Source organism: Streptomyces sp. NPDC048825 (assembly GCF_043198355.1).
GTDB classification, from domain to species: Bacteria; Actinomycetota; Actinomycetes; order Streptomycetales; family Streptomycetaceae; genus Streptomyces; species Streptomyces xiangluensis.
Map to the genome: position 1 here is coordinate 144,362 of NZ_JBICUR010000002.1, position 23,953 is coordinate 168,314.

Consider the following 23,953-nt stretch of genomic DNA (forward strand, 5'->3'; position numbering starts at 1 on the left):
CCCGGCGGCAAGGGCGGCGTACTGGTCGCCGACGTGGGCGCGGAATCGGCGGTGCCGCGGTCGCAGCCGTGAGGCTACGGCCTCGGCTTCGTCTGTGGGTGTGACTGTGCGTGCGGGCATGTGGGCGTGGGATTGAGGGGCCGAGGCGTGCGTCGAGCGCGGTCCGCCCCGCTCGCATGTCAGGAAACCTGAGAAAGAATTACGCCTGCCGAGCGGGCCTCGTCAAGGCCGTGGCGGCAACTTCTCTCCCTCCGAGGCGCCTGGCGGGGCACCCGAAGAGCGCGTTCGATACGTCTCGGCAATGCCCTTGTCATCCGGCGCCACGGTGTGCATCATCAGGGTCATCATCAGGGTTCCTGATATCGAGCACGTTGCCTGGCCCTACCGGGACGCGAAGGAACCCGCCACCGCTTTCTGCTGCCGGCTTTGGCTTCCCCCAGCGGCTTCAGCCACCCTTCCGGCTCTCCCAGCAGCTTCACCACCCTCAGTTCCGCTCCCTCGACGTGCCCGGAGGCATTCATGAGCGCACCCATGAGCACACCCGCGAACGGCAATTTGTCCCGAAGATCCATTATCCGGGGAACGGCCGGAGCCGCCGGGCTGTTCACGGCAGGCGGTCTGCTGACCGCCTGCGGCGGCATCAAGGAGTCCTCGGCGCAGACCGACAAGGTGCTCCGGATCGGCTACGTCTCGCCCAGCACGGGCCCGGCCGCGGGCTTCGGCGAGCCGAACGCGTTCCTGATGAAGAAGCTGCGCGCCACCTTCAAGGACGGGTTGCAGATCGGCGGCAAGAAGTACTCGGTCGAGATCATCGACCGCGACAGTCAGTCGAATCCGCAGACCGCCGCGCAGGTCGCGGCCGATCTGATCAACAGCGAGAAGATCGATCTGATGCTCGTCACCTCCACCCCGGAGACGGTCAACCCCGTCGCCGACGCGTGCGAGGCGGCCAAGATCCCGTGTCTGTCGACCGCCGTGCCATGGGAGGCCTGGTACTTCGGCCGCGGTGCCACCCCCGAGAAGCCGTTCACGTACACGTACCACTTCTTCATCGGCGTCGCGGAGATCCATGCCGCGTACGTCTCCCTGTGGACCAAGGGCGGGGTGGAGACCAACAAGCGGGTCGGCGTCATGTGGCCCAATGACCCCGACGGCAAGGCGATCCGGCAGGGGCTCGGGCCGCAGCTGAAGAAGAGCGGGTTCAGGATCGTCGACCCGGGGGCGTACGAGGACGGGACGAACGACTTCTCCGCGCAGATCGCGGCGTTCAAGAAGGCGGACGCGGAGATCTTCAACACCTTCCCGCTGCCGCCCGACTTCGCCACGTTCTGGAAGCAGGCCCGGCAGCAGGGCTACCGGCCGCGCATCGCGAGCATCGCCAAGACCGGGCTCCTCCCCTCCCAGATCGAGGCGCTCGGGCCGCTCGGACACGGCCTCAGCGCCGGCTTCTGGTGGTCGCCCCAGTTCCCGTACACCTCCACCCTCACCGACCAGACCGCCCGGCAACTGGCCGACGACTACGAGAAGTCGACGGGCAAGCAGTGGAACCAGGTCATCGGGTCCAACATGGCGCTCTTCGAGGTCGCGGTCCACGCGCTGAAGGCGACCTCCGACCCCAAGGACCGGGGGGAACTGGCGGCCGCCCTCGGCAAGGCCAAGCTCACCACCGTCGCCGGGCCGCTGGACTTCACGTCCGGGCCCGTGAAGAACGTGTCCACCGAGCCGCTGGTCATGGCGCAGTGGCGTAAGGCCACGGGGGGCAGCAAGTTCGCCGTCGAGCCGGTCATCGTCGACAACGGTGCGTTCCGTGACATCCCGCTCGGAGGCGAACTTGAGCCCCTCCGCTGAGCCGGTGACCGACACCGTGGGGACAGGGGAGGCCGCCCCGGTGGCCTCCCCGGCCCCGCCGGTGCTCGCGGCGAACGGCATTCACCGACGCTTCGGCAACCTGGTCGTCCTCGAAGGCATCGACATCACCCTTGCCCCCGGCGAGGCCCTCGGCATCGTCGGTCCGAACGGCGCCGGAAAGACGACCCTGCTCGACATCCTCTCCGGGGCCCAGGCCCCCTCCGAGGGCAGCGTCACCTTCCAGGGTCAGGACGTGACCCGCTGGAAGGTCGACCGCCGCTGCCGCAGCGGCATCGGGCGCTCCCATCAGGTGCCGCGCCCCTTCACCGGCATGACGGCCTACGAGAACGTACTGGTCGCATCGGTGCAGGGCGGTTCGCACCGGCGCCGGGCCGCGCAGCAGCACGCACTCGGCGTACTCGAGCGCTGCGGCATGCTCGGCCAGGCCAACCGGCCCGCGGCCGCGCTCACCCTGCTGGAGCGCAAGCGGCTGGAGATGGCGCGGGCGCTGGCGACCGATCCGCAGGTGCTGCTGCTGGACGAGATCGCCGGTGGCCTCACCGACGCCGAGACGGACGAACTGATCGCCACCATCCAGCAGTTGCGTGCCGACGGCATCGCCATCGTCTGGATCGAGCATGTCATCCACGCGCTTCTGCGGGTGATCGACCGGCTGGTCTGTCTCGCGCAGGGCCAGGTCCTGGCCGAGGGCGAACCGGACGCCGTCATGTCCGATCCCCGGGTCGTCGAGGCCTACCTCGGGAGCGCGGCATGAGTCTGCTGTCGGTCGAGAATCTCGAAGTACGGCACGGTCTGCTGCGCGCCGTCCGCGACGTCTCCTTCGCCGTGGACGAGAGCGAGGTCGTGGCCGTGGTCGGGGCCAACGGTGCCGGAAAGTCCACCCTGATGCGGGCCGTCGCCGGAGCACACCGGCCGGCCGAGGGCCATATCCGCCTGGACGGTGTGGAGGTGACGGACCGGCGGGCCCACGACCGTGTCGCGGCCGGGATCGCACTGGTCCCGGAGGGGAGGCGGCTCTTCGCCGATCTCACCGTGGAGGAGAACCTGCTGGTCGCCTCCCGGGTGCGCCGCCCCGGACCGTGGGATCTGGCAGCCGTCGTGGCCGCCTTCCCGCTGCTCGACGGGCTGCTGAAGCGGCGCGCCGGCAACCTGTCGGGCGGCGAGCAGCAGGCCGTGGCCATCGGCAGAGCGCTGATGACCAACCCCCGGCTGCTGCTGCTGGACGAGGTCTCGCTGGGCCTCGCGCCCATCGTGATCGACACCCTCTACGACTCGCTCGGCACGATCCTCTCCGGCGGTACGACGGTGCTGCTGGTGGAGCAGGACCTCGGCCGCGCCCTGGGGGTGGCCCGGCGCGTGCTGTGCATGCTCGAAGGCCGCGTCGTCCTGGACGAACCCGCCGACGAGGTCACCCGAGAACAGGTCGTCGAGGCGTACTTCGGACTCAGCCGGGCGGCGGCCCCAGACCGCGCCACGGCCGCAACCGTTCAGGAGGAGCCGGCATGAACTGGATCAACGCCATCGTGCAGGGCGTCATGCTCGGCGGTGTCTACGCGCTCTTCGCCTGCGGCCTTTCCCTGATGTTCGGCGTCATGCGGACCGTCAACCTGAGCCACGGCGACCTCGCGGTCCTCGGCGCGTTCCTCGTCGCCGTGCTGGCCGCCGCCGTGGGCATCAGCCCGTTCTTCGCGGTACTGCTGGTCCTGCCCGTGATGGGCCTGGTCGGAGTGGCGTTGCAGCGGGGCATCCTGAGCAAGGCGCTGCGCACCGGCGAGATGTCGTCGATGCTGGCCACCTTCGGTCTCGCCATCGTGCTGCAGAACGTACTGCTGGAGATCTTCAGCGCCGACTCCCGCTCCCTGGACGTCGGTTCGTTGTCCACGGCCGGTCTCCAGCTCGGGTCGTCGGTGAGCATCCCGTATCTCGGCCTGCTCACCGTGGCTGTGGCGGTCGCGCTGCTCGGCGGGCTGCAACTGCTGCTCGCCCGTACGGGCATCGGCCGGGCGATCCGCGCCACCGCCGCCGACGCGGACACCGCCGAGCTGGTCGGGATCGACAGCCGCCGGGTGTACGCCTGGGCCGCCGCCATCGCCGTCGCCACCGCCTCGCTGGCGGGAGCGTTCTTCGCGATGCGGTCGTCGTTCAGCCCGTCCATGGGACCGACCCAGCTGCTGTTCGCCTTCGAGGTCGTCGTGATCGGAGGGCTCGGTTCGCTGTGGGGGACGCTCGTCGGAGGCATGGTCCTCGGCGTCGCCCAGACGGTCGGCGCGCAGGTGGATCCGCGCTTCTCGATCATCGCCGGACACGCGGTGTTCCTCGCGGTCCTGGCCTTCCGTCCGCAGGGACTGCTCGGCATGAGAAGGAGCCGCACATGACCGCCGCATCACCGGTGACCACCACATCACCGATGACCCTCGCCACCGGCACCGCCACCATCCACCGGTGGACCCCCGTCTCCCGTACGGCGTCCGGTGCACTGGCCGCCCTGCTGCTCGCCCTGGGGTTCGCGCCCTTCGTCTTCACGCCCGAGGCGACCGCGAAGCTGACGACCCTGTTCGTCCTCGTCATCGTCGCGGCCATGTGGAACGCGCTGGCGGGCTACGCCGGTCTGGTCTCCGTCGGCCAGCAGGGTTTCATCGGCCTCGGCGCGTACGGAGTCTTCCTCTTCGTCGACCGGGGCGTCAGCCCCTTTCTCGCGGTCGTCCTGGCAGCCCTGCTCGCGGGTGCCGTCGCCGTACCCACCTCGCTGCTCGCGTTCCGGCTCACCGGTGGGCAGTTCGCCATCGGCATGTGGGCGATCGCGGAGTTCTTCCGGCTGGTCGTCGTGAACACGCCTTCGCTGGGCGGCGGTTCCGGCCGCTCGCTCACCGATCTGTCGGCCACCGATCCGGCGGTGCGGCAGGCCCAGGTGTACTGGCTCGCCCTGGCGCTGATGAGTGCGCTGCTGCTGGCCGTGTTCATGCTGCTGCGCAGCAGGCTGGGGGCTTCGCTGGAGGCGATCCGCGACGACCCGGTGGGCGCGGCGTCCGTCGGGGTACGGGTCACCTCGGCGAAACGGCTGGTCTTCGTCCTGGCGGCGGTGGGCGGTGCCGCGGCCGGTGGACTCACCCTCGCGAGCACCCTGCGGGTGCAGCCGGACTCCATCTTCGGGGTCCACTGGTCCGCGTACATGATCTTCATGGTGGTCATCGGCGGCCTCGGCACCTTCGAAGGACCGATCATCGGAGCGATCGTGTTCTTCCTGGTGCAGGACTGGTTCGGGGACAACGGAGGCACCTGGTACCTGATCGGGCTCGGTGCCCTCGCCATCGGGATGACGCTGTGGATGCCCCATGGGCTGTGGGGTACCGTGGCTCGCCGACGTGACCTGGAACTACTACCTGTCGGCTATCGGGTGAAGACACCGGTCGTCCGACCTTGATGACGGCCTGCCCGACCTCCCCGACGACCGAGCAAGAGGTGCGCACGATGGCGGAGGCAGCCGATCGGGATCCGGCTCCGCGTCCAGCTCCGGCTCGGGGTGCGGGTGCGGGTGCGGATCCCGATCCGGACCCCGAGGGCCACAAGGGCCCGCTGACGATCTATCTCGTCAAGCAACTCGAACTGGCCATCCGTCACTTCATGGACGAGGCCCTGCGGCCGTACGGGCTCACGACGTTCCAGTACACGGCCCTGACCGTGCTTCAGCACCGAGGCGGGCTCTCCTCCGCCCAGTTGGCCCGCCGCTCCTTCGTCAGACCCCAGACGATGCACGAGATCGTGCGCGCGCTGGAGGAGCGCGGGCTGATCGAGCGCGCCCATGCCCCGGGGAACCGGCGGATCATGGAGGCCCGGCTGACGCGGGAGGGGCAGGAACTGCTGGCGGCGTGTGCGCCGGCGGTGCAGAAGCTGGAGGACCGGTTGCTGCACGACATACCGGAGAAACGGCGGTCCGCGTTCCGTCAGGGCCTGGAGGACGGGCTCGCCTCCTTGACGGGACGCGACCACGGCTGACGCCCCGGACCGGCGGGCCACCGCCCGGCCCGCCCCGCTTTCCCGCGTCAGCAGTCCCGGAACTCCGGCTGCAGGAGGACCGCCGGCCTCCGGGCCCGGCATGGCTGTTCCCCCCTGTCGACAGCATGACGTGGGGCCACCGGGCCCGAGAGGCGCCGTTGACGGAATCGACGGCAGGCAACGCGACTTCTAGGTCCGCCAGCTCAGCGACTGGAAGGGCATCGCTCTGCCGGAGCGGATGCGGCCGAAGGACATGCAGGCGTTCGGCGAAGTGTGCGAGGCCACGCTGACCAGTGCGCACGCGCGGTCCGGCGACCGCATCGCGATCGCCGCGTACCTGGCAGCGGCGACGCCTGACCCGGGAGAGGACGCTCGGCTCGCCCTGCCGCTCAAGCACGGCCGGCCCCGTCGCCCTCTGTCAGGGGCGACGCGGCCGGCTACCGCTCCGGCGCCGCGCAGCGGTGGCGGATCAGCGGCAGTGGATCAGCGGTGGTCGCGGGCTGGAGGCACCGTGAACGCTGCGCGACCGGCGGGCAGTTGCACCGTGTACAGGTTCAGATACGTGTCCAGGTAAGGCGAGCGCTCGCCGCCGGTGGCGACGTCGTCGGCCGGGTCGTCCAGGGCCAGCTCGAGCCGCGCATCCATGACCTCGACCTTCTGCTTGGACGGTGTGTCGAGCCAGTCGCCGGTCTGGACGGAGCCGATCTCCACGGCCAGGGTGTGTCCGGCCTTCAGGGTCCAGTCGGTCGACTTGAGGTCGAGGGCCAGCCGGTCCGAGTCCAGCCGGGAGACCTGCTCGTCGAACATGACGGCGGTGCCGTCCTTGGCCACGTCGTACAGCTTGACCATCACGTTTCCCTCCCCCTGGGCGGTCATGGAGATCCGGGGGGTGCCGGTGATACGCGTGGTCTGATCGACCGGTTTGGACCACTTGCAAAAGCTGGACGTGACCTCACCGGCTTTCTGACGCTTCACCTGCGCCTCGGCCAGTCCCTTCGGGGCGGCCGGCACACTGCTGGAGGCGTTTTCCACGTCCCTCTTGCCGGACGGCTTCGCGGTCTTCGGCGGAGTCGCCTTGCCGGACGGGTCCAGCGCCCGCATCGCGGAGGTGCCGCCGTCGTCCGCGTACGAGCCGCCGCCGAGCTGAAGGGTGGCGGACCTCTCCACGACGGGCCACGTCTTCTCGCCGCGCCAGGCGCCGGTGTTGTCCTCGACGGCGTAGGCCGGGTAGCGGACCTCCGGCTCGATGCCCTTCAGGTACTGGTCGTAGAAGGAGAGCGTCTCCTTGAACCAACCCTCGCGCCCCATGGCCAGGCGCCCGTCATCGGTACGGTCGTTGCCGCGCACGTGGTCCCACTGGCCGACCCACCCGCGTTCGGGGCCCTTGTGGTTGGCGAGAAACTCCTGCATCCCCTCGGGCTTGGTGTTGTCCTCGATGAAGCCCTGGGTGAAGAACAGCGGGGTGTCGGTGCCCTTGGCCTGCTTCGCCGGATCGCGAGAGGTCCAGTACGCGTTGTCCGGGTCGGCGATGCGGTACCCGGCCAAGTCCACCGGGATCGCTGCCGGATCGGGCCGAGGAGTTCGGCGTTGCGTGCCTCTCCTGCAGGGCGAGTGAGGAAGTGATCACTCGGCGGCGCATCGCGACGGCCGGCCCCTGCGGTCCTCCTCCGGAGAGTGGTCAGCGGCGCGGTTCCCAGCGGAAGAGGCGGGAGGCCAGTGCGACGGCGACGATGACCCAGCTCAGTGTGGGCAGCAACAGAGGCAGGGAGTCCGCCACGGGAACGCCGCCGTTCCAGGCGTTGAGGACGAGTTCGGTGGCCGAGCCGCCGGGGAGCAGCCGCTTGAGCAGGGTGAGCTCCTCGGTGCCGGTGATCCCGACCCAGCTGGCGACGCCGATGGTGCCGAGGCTGACGGGCAATGTGGTCACCTGGGCGTGCTCGGGAGAGTTCGTCAGTCCCGCCGTGGCCAGTCCCAGACCGAGCATCATGACCACCGTCGAGAGGACCGCCGCCACCAGGAGGGGAACATTGGTCGGCTCGCCGGCGACCGCGGCCAGCACGGTGAGGATCGCGGTCACCTGGACCAGTGCGAGGACGGTGACCGGGAACAGCAGCCCGGAGAGGATGCCGGCGTCGCTCGCCGGGGTGGAGCGCAGCCGCTTGAGGAAGAGGTTCTGACGGCGCGAGGCCAGCGTGGTAACCGTGGTCGTGTAGAGGCCGAACGCACCCACGGTGACCACGACCACCGCCGCGATGTATCCCAGGCTGGCCAGGTCTGCGAAGGCTTCGTGCCGGTAGATGAAGAACGCGCAGGGCGCCAGGGGAATGATGAAACTGGTGAGCAGAACCAGCCGGTTCCGAAAGATCTGGATCAGCTCGCCAAGAGCGATCGGGAGCATGGTGAAGGTCCTTTTCCTGGGAAGTTCAGGGAGTGGTCCAGGGCCTGATCCGCCGGACAGGTCCTAGTCGTTGCCGATGGAGCGGAAGACGTCATCGAGCCGAGTCGGTCCGGCTTGGAGTTCCCGCAGCTCTACCGCGTTGGCGTGCGCCCAGCCGAGCAGGATGTAGAGGTCCTTCTGCAGGCCGAAGGTCTCGAAGAGGAACGTCCCGTCACTCGCGCGCGTGGCCTGCAGCGGTAGCGCCGGCGCGGGGGCCGGAAGGGAGAAGCGGATGGCGGCCGGCAGGGTCTGCGTCAGCTCGGAGACGGTCCCTTCCTGGTGGAAGGTGCCCTTGTGCATGAGCCCGATGCGATCGGCGCGCTGCTGGGCCTCTTCCAGGTAGTGCGTGGTGAGCACGATGGTGGATCCGTCTTCGCGCAGTTTGTCCACGGCGTCCCACAGAGCGTCCCGGGACTGGATGTCCAAGCCGGTGGTGGGCTCGTCCAGGAAGATCAGCTCAGGGTTCCCGTACACGGCGGTGGCGAAGTCCAGACGTCGCTTCTCACCGCCGGAGAGCTGGGACACCTGGGTGTCGGCCTTGTGCGTGAGGTCGACGACGCCGAGCACGCGTTCGACCCTGTCCGCACGCTGGGAGAGTTTTCCGATCAGCCGGACCGATTCCTTCACTGTCAGATCCGGGGAGAATCCGCTCTCCTGCAGCATGATCCCCATCCGGGGCCGCACGGCGCGCCGGTCGCGCGGGCTCTGCCCGAAGACCCGCACGGTGCCCGAAGTGGCCGTGCGGTGGCCTTCGATGACCTCCAGGGTCGAGGTCTTACCGGCCCCGTTCGTGCCGAGCAGCGCGTAGAGCTCCCCCTTCTGCACCTGGAAGGACAGGTCTTTCACGGCGTGGAAGTCGCCATAGCTGAGGTTGAGACGTTCAACGTCGATGACTGGTGTCGAGGTCATGCATCGATCTCAGCCGTTGTCACGCTCGTCCGGCAGTGGCGTGGTGTCATCACTGCGCCATGACATTCCTTGGGGCGAACGTATGACGCAGTGTCACTGTTGCCCCGCACGGAGCCGGAAGAATACTGCGGGGCAGACTCTGCTGTTCGATCCCGGAGAGCCGCACATGGACACCAGACCCCTGCGCATTCTGTTGGCGGCCAATACGCCCGTCTTCCTTCTGGTCTGCGCGGTTTACCTCCTCCACCACCTCGACGTCGGTCTCTACCGTGACGACATGGCGTCCTGGCTCGAGAACAACCAGTGGCTGATGTGGACGGCCGCGGCTCTCACCGTGCCCAGCGCTCTGGCGATCCCGCTGCTCAGCGTGAAGACCCAGCGGTGACGCCGAAGCGGGGGGAACACGTGATGTCCGAGCACCGTGCGGGAACGCGGGAACGGCTGCGCAGACTGAACGTCACCACGATGGTCACGGTGACCGTTTCCGTAGGGACTCTGCTGGTGGCGGTCGATGCCCGGACGTGGTGGCACGCCGTCATCCTGAGCCTGGGCGTGGTCGCGGCGCTGGTGGCTTCCATTCGGTGGACAGCGGACGGCATTCCCCGGGTCGTACTCCCGTGCCTGATCATCACCGGAGTGGTGTGGATCACCGGGGTGTTGGTGGTGGGCGGTCATACGGCGTTCTACGGCATCTCCATCGTGGGCCCTCTGTACGCCCCGAAGCTGCCGCGCCACCGCGTCGTGGCCGCTGTCGGGCTGATCGCCTTCGTCGCCGTGGTGGGCGCGGCCAGGCTGTTGGTGTCACCGGCAGATGGGCCCGGCGCCCTGATCCTCTATGTCCTCATTCCGGCAGGTGTCACGGTGGTGGTGACGGGCAGCATGTTCGCCGGCCAGGTCTTCTACGACCTCGTCGAGGAGCTGGAGCAATCACGGGAACGCGAAGCGGAGCTGGCCGTCGTCCGGGAACGCGTACGTTTCGCCAGCGATCTGCACGATATCCAGGGCCACACACTGCATGTGGTGAAGCTGAAGGTCATGCTGGCCGAGAGCTGGTGCGCAGCGACATCGGGCGGGCGGAGGAGGAACTGCGGGAGGCGCACGCCCTGGTCGGTGACACCATCACCCAGACCAAGGAACTCGCCTACGCACAGCGGCGGCTCAACCTGTCCGTGGAGCTGGAGAACGCGAAGAACCTCTTCGAAGCCGCGGGCATCCGCGTGCGCGTCAACCGTGAGGCTGACGTCGATGAGAGAGTCAACGGGCTGCTCGGCCAGGTCCTCCGCGAGACGACGACCAACATCCTCCGCCATGCGCAAGCCACGCGGGTGCGGATCACTCTCTCGGAGTCGGGCATCTCCATCGTCAACGACGGCGCTCGGGAGGCTCCCCTCCCAGGGCTCAGCGGACTGGCCACCCTCAAGGAACGAGTGGGCGACAACGGAGGCGAGCTGACGGTGGAGCAAGAGAACGGACGCTTCCTCACGGCTGCGGCGTTTCCGGACCTTCGCTCAGTGACGCTGCCCTCCGCGGCGCGGGAGGACGACCGATGACCACCGTGGTGCTCGCCGACGACGAAGCTCTTCTCCGTAAGGCGCTGGCGGCGCTGCTGACTCTCGAAGGCGAGATCACCGTGCTCGCCGAAGCGCAGGACGGCGAATCTGCCGTAGAGGCCACACTGCGACACCGGCCCGACGTGCTCGTCATCGACCTGGAGATGCCCGGTGTGGACGGACTCGGCGCCGTCGCGGAGATCCGCCGCGTGCGGCCCGACCAGGTGATCCTCATGCTGACCCGCCATGCCAGGCCGGGGGTGCTCCGCAAAACCCTGAAACTCGGAGTCCAGGGTTTCGTCAGCAAGTCGGCAGAACCCGCGCACATCACGTCGGTCATCAACACTCTGCACGCGGGCAAGCGATGGATCGACCCGGACGTCTCCGCGCTCGCCGTCGTCGACGACTGCCCGCTCACCGACCGGGAGATCGACGTCCTGCGAGTGACCGGCGACGGGTACTCCGTCGCCGACATCGCCACCCGCCTCCGCCTGGCGGAAGGCACCGTACGCAACTACCTCTCGAACGCCATGCAGAAGACCCAGACACGGACCCGGCACGAAGCAGCGCGCTACGCGCGTGAACACGACTGGCTGTAGAGGCGGTCAGCCACTGGTCGCCCGGGATGCGCCGAGGGGCTGATCAATGGTCCCCTCGACGATTCTCATCAGCCGGTCCCCCGCCTGATCGATGCTTCCGTTCTGCGTGCTGACCTGCGCGCCTTCGAGTACGAAGGCGATCTCGGCAGCGGCCTGCTCGGGGTCGGGCAGCCCGGCCTCGGCACACTCTCGTACCGTACGCCTGCTCGAATCTCTCTCATCGCCGCGCTCGCGATCCGGAACCGGGTCGCCCGAAGCCCGGCACGGTACTTCGACGCTTACGACGTATTGCTCACCCCGACCTTGCCGGAGCTGCCCATGCCCTTGGGCACCCATGCGGAGGGCGCGGAGGCGCTGGACGGCCTATGCTGGATCGACCGCCTCAACAACCGCTCGCCGTTCACCATGGCACTCAATGTGGGGGGCACGCCCGCCATGTCCGTGCCGGTCACGGCCGACGCCGGGACGGGGCTCCCGGTCGGTATGCCGTTCGCTGCCGGTTACGGGCTCGAAAACCCTCTCTTCCGCCTCGCTGGACAACTCGAACGGGAAAGCCCGTGGTCGGGCCGAACCCCCACAGCGTGGGCAGGGAACCGCACGGGCCACTGAGACTGCTCATGGAGAACCGGGAGTCCACGGGCGAGGGCCATGGCCTGAGGCAAGTTCACTGGCCGGACTTCTGGTCTTCAGTCGCGGTTTCAAGCGTCGCTCGAGAACTCGCGTTCGCTGCGCAGAAGTTGCGTTTGCCACGCATGAAAGCGCGTTCCGAACACCGTGTCGTGTGGGCAAGCCGGCTGTGCACGCGATGCTCGTCCGCGACCTAGGAGTGCCTGTGGTCCTCGCCCGCCGTTCGTTCCGAGTTGCCGTGAAGGCGTCGGTGGTTGCCCTCGCCGCGGCGGGACTTGTCGCCCCCGGTGCTGTCGTCGACCAGTACGACAACACCGCGGCCGCCGCTTCGGCGACCGCCGTTCCTCGGCCGATCGCCGACTGGCAGCACGATCGCCTCGCCTCCGGAGTCGATCTGTACCAGGGGAGGATCTCCGGCCGTCCCGGTGCGGACCACTGGACGGTCACGGTGCGTGCCGACGGCGCTCACCTCGCCACCGAGCAGGGCGCCGATGCACTGGCGGAGCGGCTGCAGGACGCCGGGTTCAGCGCTCGTAGTGAGCGGGTCGAGTGGCCGCGGGGTACGGACCGCAGGGGGCTGGTCGGTGTGCGCGTCCGGGTGGGGGAGTACGCCACCCGGGCCGAGGCCGACGCACAGCGTCAGGCCCTCGCGTCCGCGGGGTTCGACGCGGTCAGCGAGTGGACCGGCGCGGACGGTGTGCCCGGCACCGGTCTTGCCGAGGTCAAGGTGGCGATCATCGACCCGAAGCGCTATGGCGGTGCGCTGAACGCCACGTACGGCACGGGTGTCGCCGGCCGGGAGAGGGTGAGCGACATGGCCGTCGGCGACGGCGCCCTGCTCGGCGTCAACGCGGGCTTCTTCGTCATGGAGGGCAAGGACGGCGTACCGGGCGCCTCGGCAGGTATTGCCGCGTACGACGGGGAGCTGCAGAGCGCGGCGACCAACGGCCGGATCGCGGCGGTGCTGCGCGGCGACGGTCTGCGCCCGGAGTTCAAGAAGCTCCGCACGGAGCTCAGCGTCCGCGCGGGCGGGGCGTCCGCGATCGTGGATGGCGTCAACCGCGTGCCCGGCCTGGTCCGCAACTGCGGCGGCGTCGGCGGCGACTCCCCGACCGAGCGGCCGCAGCACGATGTGACCTGCACCGATCCCGACGAGATCGTCGAATTCACCGACGAGCTGGGCGCGAGCACCCCGGCCGGTGACGGCGTCGAGGTGGTGCTCGACGTGAGCGGCCGGGTGCGGGAGGTGCGTCCGCGCGGCGGTGCCGTGCCGGATGGCGGCAGCGTCCTGGCCGGCGTCGGCGAAGGAGCCTCCTGGCTGCGTGCGCACGCGAAGCCGGGCAGCGAACTGAAAGTGCGGCAGCGCATCCTGGACGAGCATGGCCGCGAGCTCGCACTTGGCCCGCAGGACGACATCGTCAACGGCGGCCCCGAGCTGGTGCGCGACGGAAAGGTCGCGGTGAACTACGGGGCCGACGGCGTCGAGCGGATCGGCGACCCGTCCTTCGCGTACACCTGGGGCATCAAGCGCAACCCGCGCATGCTCCTGGGCGTCGACCGGTGGGGCCGTGTGCTCCTGGTCGCCGCGGACGGCCGCCAGCCCGGCTACAGCGACGGATTCGGGCTCACCGAAGGGGCGGAGCTGATGAAGTCGCTCGGTGCGGTGCGCGCCATGGCCCTTGACGGCGGTGGTTCGGTCACCACGGTGGTGAACGGCAAGCTGATCAACTCGCCCTCGGACGGCACCGAGCGGACGGTGGGCGACGCGTTGCTGCTCACCCGCTGACGGCCGCGAACGCATCCGCCCCTCCCTCCAGCCACACTCGCAGGTGGGACGGGTGCCCTGCGTCCATGTGCACGGTGTTCGTGGCTATGGCGGTGCGGCGGGCCGCTGCCTCCGGTTCACCGGTGTTGGTGTTGACGTCGAAGCGGGGGAAGTTGCTGGAGGAGATGTCGAGGCGGATGCGGTGGCCGGCGGTGAAGCGGTTCGCCGTGTCGGGGGCGGTTACCTCGATCTCGTACACCTCGCCCGGAGTGAGCAGCTCCGGCTTCTCGGTGGAGCGGTGGAAGCGGCAGCGGACGATGCCGTCGGTGAGGTTCATGGCGAAACCGTGCGGAAAGTCGGCGTTGGGCGGGTGGACGTCGATCAGCTTGATGGTGAAGTCGGTGTCCGGTGCCGTGGTCGAGATGTGGAGCCTTGCCGACACGGGGCCGGCCAGCACCACGTCCCGCTCCAGGGGCGGGGTGCTCAGGCTGATCACGTCCGGACGGGAGTCCAGCGGCAGGTACGGCTCGCGTGCCCCGTACACCCGGGCGTCCGGTGCGTTCTGGTCGTAGGCGCCGCCCGTCATCACCGGCTCCCCCGAGGTGACTTGGCCACCCATGGTGGGGACCGGGCGGCGCGGATCGAAGTCGTACGTCACCGACGCGACGGTCGCGGTGGGCGGGGCGGTGCTGAGGGCGCCGCCGGGGGTGAGGTACAGGGCGACGGGCTCCGTCGACGTCGGCGGCCACCGGGTGTCGGTGCGCCATGCGCCGCCGTGCCGCATCCGCCCTGCCGCGTCGCGCAGGCCGTCGCCGCCGCCCATCAGAAAGTACTGGACGGCGGGGAGGTCACGGTTCTCCGGATGTCCGTTCTCCGGTTTCCCCTCGTGGTTCTCCTCGTGCTTCTCCTCGTGGTTCTCTTCGTCCTGCCGGCCCAGCGCCCGGTCGAACCAGCGGCGGCGGAACTCCAGGTACGACGGGGCGAGGTTGCCGTCCAGCGTCGCCCGCGGGCCGAAGTCCACGTCTCCGGCGTACGTGTCGCAGCGACGCCCGTGCGTCCACGGGCCCATGACCAGGTAGGAGGGTGCCGACTTCAGCTCGCGCAGGGCGGTGAAGTTCTCGATGGTGGAGCGCACGTACGGGTCGTACCAGCTGCCCATGTGCATGCTCGGCGCGTCCGGGAAGCGCTCGTAGAAGCCTCGCCCGTAGATCGCCGGGTTGCGGTAGTAGTCCCCGAAGGTGTCCTGCCGCCACTGCTCCAGCAAGTAGTCCTCGTACGCCGACAGATGCCGCAGCGGCGTGCAGCCCGGCCGCCACGGCATCGCACCGAACCAGCCCGCCACATCCACCCGCGACAGTGCCTCGGACAGCACCGGATCCGCCGCGGCCTCGGGGCTCTGCAGCGCATGCCGCAGCGCCCAGGTCACCTGCTTCAGCTCGAAGGCGCCGCCCATCCGCATCCCCGCGTCGTACGCGGAGGAGAAACCGCCCGAGTCCTGAACCATGGCGGCGAGCCCCTTCACCCCCTCGGCGGCTGCGGCTGCCTGGACGTGGGCGGAGTAGGAGACCCCCGTCATCACGACCCTGCCGTCGCACCACGGCTGGTTCCGGAGCCAGGCGATCGTGTCCGCCCCGTCCGGGCCCTCGCCCAGGTACTTCACGAACGTCCCCTCGGAGTCGCCGCGGCCCCGGCAGTCCTGCCGTACGACGTGGTAGCGGGCCTCGGTGAAATGCCGGGCGGTGTCCTCGGGCTGCGGGACCGGCGCATCGCCGCGGTCCTGGTCCGAACCGCGCTGGGCACGCCGGCCGTACGGGGTGCGCTCGAGGAGCACGGGAAGCGCGGTCGCCTCCGGCTCGGGTGAGGCCGAGTACAGGTCGGCGGCGAGACGGATGCCGTCCCGCATGGGGATGCGCAGGGCGCGGCGCCACAGGGCACCGCCCTGGAGGGGTTCGGGGCGGTGGGCGTGGGAGGCGTCGGTGTCGTACGAGGTCACTCCCGTGACGCTAAGCAACATCCCGGATCATGGCGATCACTTGACGTCATCAGGTCAACTGTTCCGCCGGACGGTGACGGGACCGGATGCGGGTCCTACTGTCAGCGCAACCCGGGAACCCCCGCGTCCCATCGCCATCGCCATCGCGACGGATCGTGATCGTGATCGTGCGCGGCTCTGGGTCCCGTTTCGCAACTCTCGCGGCGCGGCTACGCCATGCCCTCGTTTCCCCGTCCCGCCACCCCCCGTCTCCCCCGTTCTCTCCCAGTCCTCACAGGAGGCCGCCATGAGCACACCTGACACCCGCCCCGAGGAGGTGCAGGCCACCGAGCCCGACGAGGGGGGCCGTGGCTCCCGGGTCCTCGACCTGGTCGAGCGCGCGGGAAACGCACTGCCGCATCCGTTCTGGCTGTTCTGGATCCTGTGCGGAGGCGTCGCCCTCGCCAGCTGGGCGCTGAACGCCTCCGGGCTGCGGGTCGAGGACCCCTCCTCGGGTGACATGGTCGGCGTACGCAGCGCCGTGTCGGCGGACGCCGTACGGGACCTGATCACCGGCGCCGAGGAATCCTTCGTCACCTTCGGCCCGCTCGGCACCGTGCTGATGGTGATGCTGGGGGTCGCGGTCGCCGAGCGTTCGGGGCTCTTCGAAGCACTGGCCCGCCGCATGCTCTCGGGCCTGTCCCCGCGCACGGTCGTCCTGGGCGTGGCCCTGGGCGGCGTACTGGGGAAGTTCCTGTCCGACTCCGCGTACGTGGTCCTCATCCCGCTCGGGGCGGTGGCCTTCCGCGCCGTGGGCCGCTCCCCCATGCTCGGCATGATCGTCGCGTTCGTGTCCATCAACGCCGCGGGCGACGCCAACCCGCTGATCGCCCCCGGTGACGCGCTGTTCGCCTCCGTGGCCACCGAGGCCGCGCAGCTCGTCGACAAGGACGTGGTGGTGCGCGCGACGGACAACATGTACTTCACCACCGTCTCGGCGTTCGTGCTGGCCGGCACCATCGCCCTGGTCGTGGACAAGATCCTCACCAAGCGCGAGCACCACCTGATCCCCGACGCGGACCTCGAAGCCGCCGCGGCACAGCAGGTGGTCGCCGCCGGGGTCGACGACGGCACCGAGCGGCGGGCCCTGAAGCTGACCGGCGTTGCCGTGCTCGCCTACGCCACGCTGATCGTGCTCGCGATGCTGCCCGCCTCGTCACCGCTCCGCGGCGAGGGCGGCGCGATCGTCGAGTCCACCTTCATGAACGCCATCGCCATCTTCCTCACCGTCTTCTTCCTGCTCATCGGCGCCGTGTACGGACGGCTCACCGGGCGGATCAGCGGGAGCCGCGCGATACCGGAGTTCATGGCGGACGGAGTGCGCTCCATCGCACCGCTGCTGGTGCTCTTCTTCGCCGTGTCGCAGTTCCTCGCCCTGTTCAAGTGGACCAACATCGCCACGGTCGTCGCGGTCGAAGGTGCGGACTTCCTCAGGGAGCTGGGCGCGCCCACGCTGGCGCTGTTCTCCCTGCTGATCGTCGCGGTCGCGCTGATGAACCTCCTCATCACCTCCGGCTCCGCCCTGTGGGCCCTGGTCGCCCCCGCACTCGTACCGATGCTGATGCTGCTCGGCACCAGCCCGGCCACCACCATGGCGCTCTACCGCATCGCCGACTCCTGCACGAACTCCATCACCCCGATGAGCACCTCGTTCATGCTCTGTGTGGGCTACCTCCAGACGCTGCGCCGCAAGGCCGGCATCGGCACCCTGGTCTCCTTCACCCTGCCCCTCGCCATGATCATGCTGGTGGTCTGGGTGCTGCTGTTCTTCGCCTGGTACCTGCTGGGCATCCCGCTCGGCCCAGGCGCGCCGGTGCGGTGACCTCCCGCCGTACGCTGACGGCGTGAGCATCGTCCTCGACCTCGGAGGGCTCGGCCCCGCGGACCTCGCGGTCGGGCCCTCCGCGCTGTCGGAACTGATGGCGAGCCTGCACGTGCTCGCCGAACCCGAGCACCACCCGGAGGCCGCCGGCTGGGCGGCCCGCGCCGCCGCGGCGGGACCGGAGCTGCACGACGAGTTGTCCGTGTTCGCTCCGCTGTGGGCCCGATACCGCTGCCGCCTGTTCTTTCCCCGTACGTTGCCCATCGCGGCGAACCTGGACGAGGAGCTGTCGGCGATCGCGGCGCTGCCCGCCGAGGACTTCCTGGAGCTGGTGGCGCCCGGAGTCCTCGGCACGAACGCGCTGCCCGTGCCACCGGCCCGCGAGCTGCGCGCCGGCGCCGCCGCCGCGGAGGACTTCGTACGCCGCTGCCTGCGCCGCTCCTACGCCCGCGGCGAGCTGGCGCGACAGCTGGTGGCGGCACCGCTGGAGCTGCGGGACCGGCTGCTGGCGGTGCTACAGGCCGCCGACACCGCGTTCTTCGCCGAGGACTGGAGCACCCTGCGGCCGGCCCTGGAGGACCACGCGCGAGAGGTACGCCGCCGGCTGGCGGTCCTCCCCCTGGGTGCACCCCCGGCCGAAGTCCCCCAGCCTCCGGCCGGGGGTGCCCCCAGGGGGACTTCCGCCCCGGGGACCCCCATCTCGCTTCGCTCGCCCGCGGATGTGCTCACCGAGCTGCTGCCGACCGCGGCCCGCGTCGGGCCGGGGGAACGGGTCCGGCTGGACAAGCTGCAGATCGACGAAGTGAAGGTGGCCCCGCGCCCCCTCGTCCTCGTCCCGTCCGCCCGGGTGTGGCCGCACCTGACCGTCAAGAACGAGCACCCCTCCTGCGTGGTGGTGCAGTACGCGGCGCGCGGCACCACCCCGGCCGGACAGCTGACCCTGCGGGATCTGCACCACCGCCTGATGGCGCTGACCTCGCCCGCCAGGATGGAGCTGTGCCGCCATCTGCTGGGCGAGCCCATCACCACCTCGGAGCTCGCCGCCCGGCTCGGCTCCAGCGAACCACAGGTCTCCCGCGCCCTGCGGACCTTGCGCGACGCGGGCCTGGTGCGCTCCACCCGGGACGGCAAACTGGTGCGGCACCGGCTCGCCACGGATGTCATCCAGCGACTGGGCCACGATGTCCTGTCGACCGTGGCGCGGTGAACTGGCAAGGGGAGCAGGGAACTTGGGGCCGCGCCGCCCTTCCTTTCACCGCCTCGTCGCTCTTTCTTGCGTTCGCGGCCGGGGGTCTTAGCTGCTGGCCCGCGAGGAACGGTTAACCCCACTTCCACTCCGGATGGTCACCCCATCGCGCAGGCTCGCACTCTGCGGACATCATGGGACGGCAAAGGCACAGGCTGTCCCAGGAGGAGCACACGTGATCAAGCACAAGCGCGCGACGGGTGGCTTACTCACACTGGCCGTGGCGGTCGGTGTCGCGGTGGGCGCACCGACGGACGACGACGCACCGCGGCAGAACGCCGCCGCCACGGTGACCGCCGCCAAATCCACCAACACTGCCGAGCACGCGCGCCTGCGCGAACTCCTGCACCGGCTGACCACGGTCGACGGCGGGCCCGGAGCGCTCGTCGAAGTGCGGGACCGGCGCGGCAGCACGGTGCTGACCAGCGGTGTCGCTGACGTGAAGAGCCACGCTCCGGTGCGGCGTGACAGCAGGTTCCGGATCGGCAGCATGACCAAAACGTTCGTGGCGACGGTCATGCTCCAGCTGGTGGGAGAGCATCGCGTCGCCCTCGACGCGCCGGTGGAGCGCTACCTGCCCGGCGTTGTCCGCGGACACGGCAACGATGGGCGGCTGATCACGGTCCGTCAGCTCCTCCAGCACACCAGCGGCGTACCCGACATCCTGGACCACCTCCCTCCGCAGGAGATCCTCAAGGACCCGCTGGCCCACCATGACACCCGTGACCTCGTGAACATCGCGCTCGCCCATCCCCCGAACTTCAAGCCGGGCACCAGCTGGCGCTACTCCAGCACGGGCTACCTGCTGGCCGGCATGATCATCGAGAGCGTGACCGGCCACACGTACGGCGAGGAGATCCGCCGGCGCATCATCGCGCCGCTCGGCCTGCACGGGACGTACGTACCGGGTGACGCCTCGGCAATCCCCGGACCGCACCCGCGTGGGTACGTCCGGCCGGGCGAGGACGCGCCGCTCAGGGACATCACGGCGGTCAACCCCACGGTCGCGGGCGCGGCCGGCGAGATGATCTCCAGCGGCAGCGACGTCAACCGCTTCCTGGACGCACTCGTACGCGGCAAGCTGCTGCGCCCCGCGCAACAGCGGGAGTTGATGCGGACCCGCCCGACCGGCAACCCGGACGGCCGGGCGTACGGCCTCGGCCTGGAGAGCAGGCCGCTGCCCTGCGGCGGCCTCTACTGGGGGCACACCGGCGACTTCCTCGGATACGAGACGGCGGCCGGAGCCACGGCCGACGGCAGGCAGGTGACGGTCATGGTGAATCTTGGCCCGGGTGCTTCGGACGCACAGAGCGACGACATGAAGGCCGCCGTCCAGACGGCACTCTGCGAGGGCCGGTCCCCGGCCTCGCAGTAGCGCGCGACGACCGGTGGCGGCGACGCGTCCACACGTTGACGCGTCCACACGTTGCGGACTCGGCGGGGGGTCTTGACCTCGTCTGCAAAATGATTCACATGACGAAACGGGGAGAAGCGGACGAGCCCAGCGGCTCGTCCGCCGACAACGCGCTCGGGCTGTGGATGTCCCTCGGTATGGCCTTCGGCATCCCCCTCGGGATGCTCGCGGACAACGTGGGTCTCGGACTCGCGCTCGGTCTGGGATTCGGGGTGGCGATCGGTGTCGCCAAACGGCGGACTCAGCAACAGCGCGACGAGGCGCCGGGCGAAGACGCCTGAGGCCAAAGCGAGTTTGCGGCCCTGCTTCTGAGTTGCTCAAGAGCGAGCATCGGGCTGCCTGGCTAGCGCGTACCGGCGTCTGCCGCCTGGCGGTCGTGCATACGACGGCTCGCTTCGCCCAGCCCGTCCGCGAGGGCGGTGAGCTGCTCGGGGGTGAGGACGTCGATGAGCAGTTCGCGTACGGCGGCTACATGACCGGGGGCCGCGCTCTCCAGCTTCGCCCGTCCGGCGTCGGTGAGGACGGCGAAGACGGCGCGGGCGTCGTTGGGGCAGGAACGGCGCCGCACCAGGCCGGCCTTCTCCATCTGGGTGATCTGGTAGGTCAGGCCGCTCTTGGTGTTGTAGAGCGCCTCGGCCAGTTCGGCCATGCGCATCTCGCGGTCCGGCGACAGGCTGAGCCGGACGAGGATCTCGTACTGCAGATGCGTCAGTCCGGCGTCCTCCTTGAGCTGCTGGTCCAGGCGTCGGTACAGCAGCGCGTTGGTGGCGAGGAACGCCGTCCAGGCACGCATCTCCTCGGCGTTGAGCCATTTCGTGTTCGTGGTCCCCATGCATGCGAGGCTACACCTGTTGTTCAAATTCAAACGTCTGGCGGCAAGGAGGGCATGTGGTCGCACAAGTGGTGCGGGCCATACGAGGACAGCTACGAAGCGTGCGGCGGTGGGAGTACGGGCTCGTCGTGTGTGCCGTCGGTGTCGCCGGGCTGCTGGGCCTGCACTCCGCCGTGCCCAACCGGGTCGGGCGTCTCGGGAGCCTCCTGGAGACGTTTCTTCCGTGGCTGGGTGTGGCCGTGCTCCTGCTGGGCTGCCTCGCGCTGCTGAAGCGGTCGGTGGTGGGGCTGCTCGCCTGTCTGGTGCCCACGCTCGCCTGGCTCTGGCTGTTCGCCGGGCTGTGGTTCGGCTCGTCGCCGGACTCGCACGGCCTGACCGTCGTTCAGCACAACGTGGCCGACGACAATTCCGACCCCTCCGGCACCGCACGGGCGCTGCTCGGCGCGCGCGGCGACCTCGTGGCCGTGCAGGAGCTGACGCCCGCGGCGCGCGGCGCGTACGAGGACGTCCTGGGCGGCTCCCTCCCCCACCGGGCGGTCCACGGCACGGTCGCGCTCTGGTCCGCGTACCCCCTCTCGGACGTGCGAGCCGTGGACATCCGGCCCGCGGGCTTCCCGGACAGCTGGCAGCGCGGACTGCGGGCCACGGTCGCCGCGCCCGAGGGAGAGGTCGCGGTGTACGTGGCCCATCTGCCGTCGATCCGGCTCGGCGCGACCGGCCTGGCGTCGGCGGCCCGCGACGAGAGCGCGGCGCTGCTCGGGGCACGGATCGCGGACGACCCGGCCGAGCGGCTCCTGGTCGTGGGCGACCTCAACGGCACCGTGCAGGACCGGGGGCTCGATCCGCTCACCTCCCAACTGTCCGCTCCCGCCTCAGGGTTCGCGTTCAGCTGGCCGGCGTCCCTGCCGGTGGCGCGGATCGACCACGTGCTCGGCAAGGGGGTCGATGTGACCGAGGTGTCGGCCCTGGACTCGACCGGGAGCGACCACTTGCCGCTTGTCGGCCGCGTACGTCTTGGCTCTTGAGCCCATCTGGTGGTCCAACTCGCCGAACTCACCGCCCCGGTCCGCCCTTACCTCCGGCGTAATCGACGCTCCGTCGGCGCCCCGGCAGGCTGGGCCCCATGACGACTGCCACCACGCACACCACCACCGCTGACGCCACCCGAGCCACCGTCCAGAAGTTCCTCGCCCTCCGCCTCGCCGGGGACACCGAGGGGCTCACCGCGCTCTTCGCCGACGAAGTCGACTGGCTGCTCGCCGAGAATCCCGTGGTCCCCTGGATCAAGCCCCGCTCCACCGCCGCCGAATGCGCCGCCCAGTTCACGGAGGTGACCGAGCACACCGTTCCCGAGGACGCCCGCGCGTCCGTCGACACCCTCCTCGTCGACGGCACCGACGCCGTCCTGATGGGTCACCTCTCGGGAACCGTCCGCGCGACGGGCAAGTCCTTCGCGGGCCCCTTCGCGCTGCGCCTCACCGTCGAGGGCGGACGGATCACCCGGCACCACCTGTACGAGAACAGCGTGTCGATCGCGGCGGCGTGCACCCCCTGACGACGCGGGCGGTGCTCAGGCCGCGGTGTACCCCAACTGCCGTCGCATGTACGGAGTCATGAGGTTCTTCGCCTTGGCCAGGGTGCTGGTCCGGCCGCCGAGGACCGCCGTCTCGCCGCCCGGTACGGGCAGCATGGTCACCCCGTCGGCCGGGCCGAAGGGCACGATGAGCGGCGTGCGGTGGATCGGCCGGTAGAAGCGGGGCTCCTTGCGGTGCTTGCCCGAACTCTGCAGGTACGTACGGATGTTGTGGGCGGCGAGGTCCGCCTGGGCGAGCGCGGCGGGGGTGAGCTTGAGCTCGCTGATGTTGTTCACGTCACCGACCGCGAACACGTTCTTCCACCCCTCGACGCGGAGCGACTTGTCGACCTTGACCTGTCCGGCCGCGTTCAGCCAGTCGCCGTGCCCGGCCAGCCGCAGCCAGAGCGTGTTGGGGGTGGTGCCCGTGGTCCAGAAGGAGAGGTCGGCGTAGATGATGTTGCCGCGGGCGTCGCGGTAGGTGCCGAAGTCGTTGCCGGGGGACATGAAGGAGTCGAGCCGTACCTCCACATCGTGGGACTCCAGCCAGGTGCGCGCCTTGCGCCCGGCCCGCGCGCTGCCGGTGGAGTGGAGGAGCGCCGGACCGGAGTGGGCGAGCGTGACCCGGGCGTCCGGCCGGGCCAGCCGTATCTCGGCGGCGAGTTCGACGCCGGAGGGCCCGCCGCCGACGACGAGGGCATGCTCGGCGGTGGCGATGTTCTGCTGGTGTTCGGCGAACGACTTGGCCGCCTCTTCGGGGGTGGTGCCGGTGAAACGGGCCGGTTCGGGGTAGTCGGCGCCGGTGGCGATCACCACCACGTCGTACGGCAGCCGTTCACCGGTGGCGAGCGCCACCTGCCGTTCGGTGGTGTCGATGCGGACCACCTTGCCCACGGCCACGCGGCCGTTGGTGAGCAGCCGGTCGTACGGAATGAAGGGCGCCCCCGTCCACTCCGGATCCACGCCGGCGCGCAGCGAGGCGACGCGGTGGAAGAAGACCTCTTTGCGGTCCACCAGCGTGACGCGCGCCTGCCCGTCCAGCCGTTTAGCCAGGCGGACGCCCGCATAGCCGCCGCCGATCACCACTATGTCGCGGTCACGCACGCCGAATCTCCTGTGCCTTGTGGGGGGTAACGAGGGCCGCGACGCATGCCGCCGCGTTTCGGCCGCTCGACTGTTGGCGAGCTTATGACTTGAAACTTAAAGTTGCGGTCTTGTGTTGTGTGAGTTCTGTGAAGTGACGGGACGAACGGGCCGATGTATGGGCCGTCGCAGGCAACGGTCC

At 69.8% G+C, this 23,953-nt stretch carries 21 protein-coding genes and 4 pseudogenes; 18 read left to right on the plus strand and 7 right to left on the minus strand.

Going from position 1 to position 23,953, the window contains the following annotated elements:
- Nucleotides 1-531 precede the first annotated feature (531 nt).
- From ACGFNK_RS06000 to ACGFNK_RS06030, 7 genes and pseudogenes are all read left to right on the plus strand, one after another.
- Nucleotides 532-1,848: an ABC transporter substrate-binding protein gene (locus ACGFNK_RS06000; RefSeq protein WP_393412398.1), complete on the plus strand. Its 1,317-nt coding sequence runs from the start codon at nucleotides 532-534 to the stop codon at nucleotides 1,846-1,848.
- 4 nt (nucleotides 1,849-1,852) lie between these two features.
- A complete protein-coding gene (locus tag ACGFNK_RS06005) occupies nucleotides 1,853-2,623 on the plus strand; it encodes an ABC transporter ATP-binding protein (protein ID WP_393412400.1) in 771 nt (256 codons plus the stop codon).
- Nucleotides 2,620-3,375 (plus strand): ABC transporter ATP-binding protein, encoded by a 756-nt coding sequence (locus ACGFNK_RS06010; protein ID WP_393412402.1) that lies wholly within the window; start codon nucleotides 2,620-2,622, stop codon nucleotides 3,373-3,375. The genes ACGFNK_RS06005 and ACGFNK_RS06010 overlap by 4 nt, the downstream gene beginning before the upstream one ends.
- Entirely contained in the window at nucleotides 3,372-4,244 is an 873-nt protein-coding gene (locus ACGFNK_RS06015; RefSeq protein ID WP_393412404.1) for a branched-chain amino acid ABC transporter permease, read from the plus strand. Before ACGFNK_RS06010 ends, ACGFNK_RS06015 begins: the two co-directional genes overlap by 4 nt.
- On the plus strand, nucleotides 4,241-5,290 hold the full coding sequence (locus ACGFNK_RS06020) for a branched-chain amino acid ABC transporter permease (protein WP_393412406.1): 1,050 nt from the start codon (nucleotides 4,241-4,243) through the stop codon (nucleotides 5,288-5,290). Before ACGFNK_RS06015 ends, ACGFNK_RS06020 begins: the two co-directional genes overlap by 4 nt.
- Nucleotides 5,291-5,337: 47 nt before the next feature.
- Nucleotides 5,338-5,862, plus strand: a complete 525-nt coding sequence (locus ACGFNK_RS06025) for a MarR family winged helix-turn-helix transcriptional regulator (RefSeq protein ID WP_393412408.1) — start codon at nucleotides 5,338-5,340, stop codon at nucleotides 5,860-5,862.
- A gap of 160 nt (nucleotides 5,863-6,022) precedes the next feature.
- A pseudogene (locus ACGFNK_RS06030) lies at nucleotides 6,023-6,202 on the plus strand (DUF2252 family protein); the annotation flags it as partial.
- Nucleotides 6,203-6,345: 143 nt separating this feature from the next.
- Here ACGFNK_RS06030 and ACGFNK_RS06035 read toward each other — a convergent pair.
- The 3 genes and pseudogenes from ACGFNK_RS06035 to ACGFNK_RS06045 all read right to left on the minus strand — a co-directional run.
- Nucleotides 6,346-7,407 (minus strand): annotated as a pseudogene (locus ACGFNK_RS06035) (CocE/NonD family hydrolase); the annotation flags it as partial.
- Between the two features lie 133 nt (nucleotides 7,408-7,540).
- The gene (locus ACGFNK_RS06040; RefSeq protein ID WP_393412410.1) at nucleotides 7,541-8,260 is read right to left on the minus strand and encodes an ABC transporter permease; all 720 of its coding nucleotides are present in this window, start codon (nucleotides 8,258-8,260) and stop codon (nucleotides 7,541-7,543) included.
- A gap of 63 nt (nucleotides 8,261-8,323) precedes the next feature.
- Complete coding sequence (locus ACGFNK_RS06045) at nucleotides 8,324-9,208, minus strand: ABC transporter ATP-binding protein (protein WP_393412412.1); 885 nt, start codon at nucleotides 9,206-9,208, stop codon at nucleotides 8,324-8,326.
- A 166-nt stretch (nucleotides 9,209-9,374) separates the two neighbouring features.
- Here ACGFNK_RS06045 and ACGFNK_RS06050 point away from each other — a divergent pair, with 166 nt between their 5' ends.
- The 3 genes from ACGFNK_RS06050 to ACGFNK_RS06060 all read left to right on the plus strand — a co-directional run bounded on the left by ACGFNK_RS06050 (nucleotide 9,375) and on the right by ACGFNK_RS06060 (nucleotide 11,357).
- Nucleotides 9,375-9,593 (plus strand): hypothetical protein, encoded by a 219-nt coding sequence (locus tag ACGFNK_RS06050; RefSeq protein ID WP_393412414.1) that lies wholly within the window; start codon nucleotides 9,375-9,377, stop codon nucleotides 9,591-9,593.
- Nucleotides 9,594-10,260: 667 nt separating this feature from the next.
- Nucleotides 10,261-10,758 carry a sensor histidine kinase gene (locus ACGFNK_RS06055; RefSeq protein ID WP_393412416.1) on the plus strand — a complete coding sequence of 166 codons (498 nt, stop codon included), beginning with the start codon at nucleotides 10,261-10,263 and terminating at the stop codon, nucleotides 10,756-10,758.
- Nucleotides 10,755-11,357 (plus strand): response regulator, encoded by a 603-nt coding sequence (locus ACGFNK_RS06060; RefSeq protein WP_393412418.1) that lies wholly within the window; start codon nucleotides 10,755-10,757, stop codon nucleotides 11,355-11,357. Before ACGFNK_RS06055 ends, ACGFNK_RS06060 begins: the two co-directional genes overlap by 4 nt.
- A gap of 6 nt (nucleotides 11,358-11,363) precedes the next feature.
- Here the strand turns inward: ACGFNK_RS06060 and ACGFNK_RS06065 are convergent.
- Nucleotides 11,364-11,564: pseudogene (locus tag ACGFNK_RS06065) on the minus strand (TetR family transcriptional regulator); the annotation flags it as partial.
- A 12-nt stretch (nucleotides 11,565-11,576) separates the two neighbouring features.
- On the opposite strand from ACGFNK_RS06065, the pseudogene ACGFNK_RS06070 reads away from it, so the two are divergent.
- Together ACGFNK_RS06070 and ACGFNK_RS06075 are read left to right on the plus strand one after the other, a co-directional pair.
- Nucleotides 11,577-11,966 (plus strand): annotated as a pseudogene (locus ACGFNK_RS06070) (amidase family protein); the annotation flags it as partial.
- A gap of 172 nt (nucleotides 11,967-12,138) precedes the next feature.
- A complete protein-coding gene (locus ACGFNK_RS06075; protein WP_393412420.1) occupies nucleotides 12,139-13,770 on the plus strand; it encodes a phosphodiester glycosidase family protein in 1,632 nt (543 codons plus the stop codon).
- Here the strand turns inward: ACGFNK_RS06075 and ACGFNK_RS06080 are convergent.
- Nucleotides 13,760-15,742: a CocE/NonD family hydrolase gene (locus tag ACGFNK_RS06080; RefSeq protein WP_393412422.1), complete on the minus strand. Its 1,983-nt coding sequence runs from the start codon at nucleotides 15,740-15,742 to the stop codon at nucleotides 13,760-13,762. The two genes, ACGFNK_RS06075 and ACGFNK_RS06080, sit on opposite strands and share 11 nt — an antisense overlap.
- A gap of 286 nt (nucleotides 15,743-16,028) precedes the next feature.
- Between ACGFNK_RS06080 and ACGFNK_RS06085 the strand changes: the two genes are divergently transcribed.
- The 4 genes from ACGFNK_RS06085 to ACGFNK_RS06100 all read left to right on the plus strand — a co-directional run bounded on the left by ACGFNK_RS06085 (nucleotide 16,029) and on the right by ACGFNK_RS06100 (nucleotide 20,544).
- Nucleotides 16,029-17,603, plus strand: coding sequence for an AbgT family transporter (locus tag ACGFNK_RS06085; RefSeq protein ID WP_393412424.1), 1,575 nt, complete (start codon nucleotides 16,029-16,031; stop codon nucleotides 17,601-17,603).
- Between the two features lie 22 nt (nucleotides 17,604-17,625).
- Nucleotides 17,626-18,810, plus strand: a complete 1,185-nt coding sequence (locus tag ACGFNK_RS06090) for a DUF5937 family protein (protein WP_393412426.1) — start codon at nucleotides 17,626-17,628, stop codon at nucleotides 18,808-18,810.
- 214 nt (nucleotides 18,811-19,024) lie between these two features.
- Complete coding sequence (locus tag ACGFNK_RS06095) at nucleotides 19,025-20,224, plus strand: serine hydrolase domain-containing protein (RefSeq protein WP_393412428.1); 1,200 nt, start codon at nucleotides 19,025-19,027, stop codon at nucleotides 20,222-20,224.
- A 98-nt stretch (nucleotides 20,225-20,322) separates the two neighbouring features.
- The gene (locus ACGFNK_RS06100) at nucleotides 20,323-20,544 is read left to right on the plus strand and encodes a hypothetical protein (RefSeq protein ID WP_393412430.1); all 222 of its coding nucleotides are present in this window, start codon (nucleotides 20,323-20,325) and stop codon (nucleotides 20,542-20,544) included.
- Between the two features lie 62 nt (nucleotides 20,545-20,606).
- Here the strand turns inward: ACGFNK_RS06100 and ACGFNK_RS06105 are convergent, their stop codons facing one another.
- Nucleotides 20,607-21,095 (minus strand): MarR family winged helix-turn-helix transcriptional regulator, encoded by a 489-nt coding sequence (locus ACGFNK_RS06105; RefSeq protein ID WP_393412432.1) that lies wholly within the window; start codon nucleotides 21,093-21,095, stop codon nucleotides 20,607-20,609.
- Between the two features lie 56 nt (nucleotides 21,096-21,151).
- On the opposite strand from ACGFNK_RS06105, the gene ACGFNK_RS06110 reads away from it, so the two are divergent.
- The gene (locus tag ACGFNK_RS06110; RefSeq protein WP_393412434.1) at nucleotides 21,152-22,120 is read left to right on the plus strand and encodes an endonuclease/exonuclease/phosphatase family protein; all 969 of its coding nucleotides are present in this window, start codon (nucleotides 21,152-21,154) and stop codon (nucleotides 22,118-22,120) included.
- Between the two features lie 98 nt (nucleotides 22,121-22,218).
- The gene (locus tag ACGFNK_RS06115) at nucleotides 22,219-22,650 is read left to right on the plus strand and encodes a nuclear transport factor 2 family protein (protein ID WP_393412436.1); all 432 of its coding nucleotides are present in this window, start codon (nucleotides 22,219-22,221) and stop codon (nucleotides 22,648-22,650) included.
- A gap of 15 nt (nucleotides 22,651-22,665) precedes the next feature.
- Here ACGFNK_RS06115 and ACGFNK_RS06120 read toward each other — a convergent pair whose 3' ends face one another.
- Nucleotides 22,666-23,772, minus strand: a complete 1,107-nt coding sequence (locus ACGFNK_RS06120; RefSeq protein ID WP_393412438.1) for an NAD(P)/FAD-dependent oxidoreductase — start codon at nucleotides 23,770-23,772, stop codon at nucleotides 22,666-22,668.
- Nucleotides 23,773-23,953: the final 181 nt, after the last annotated feature.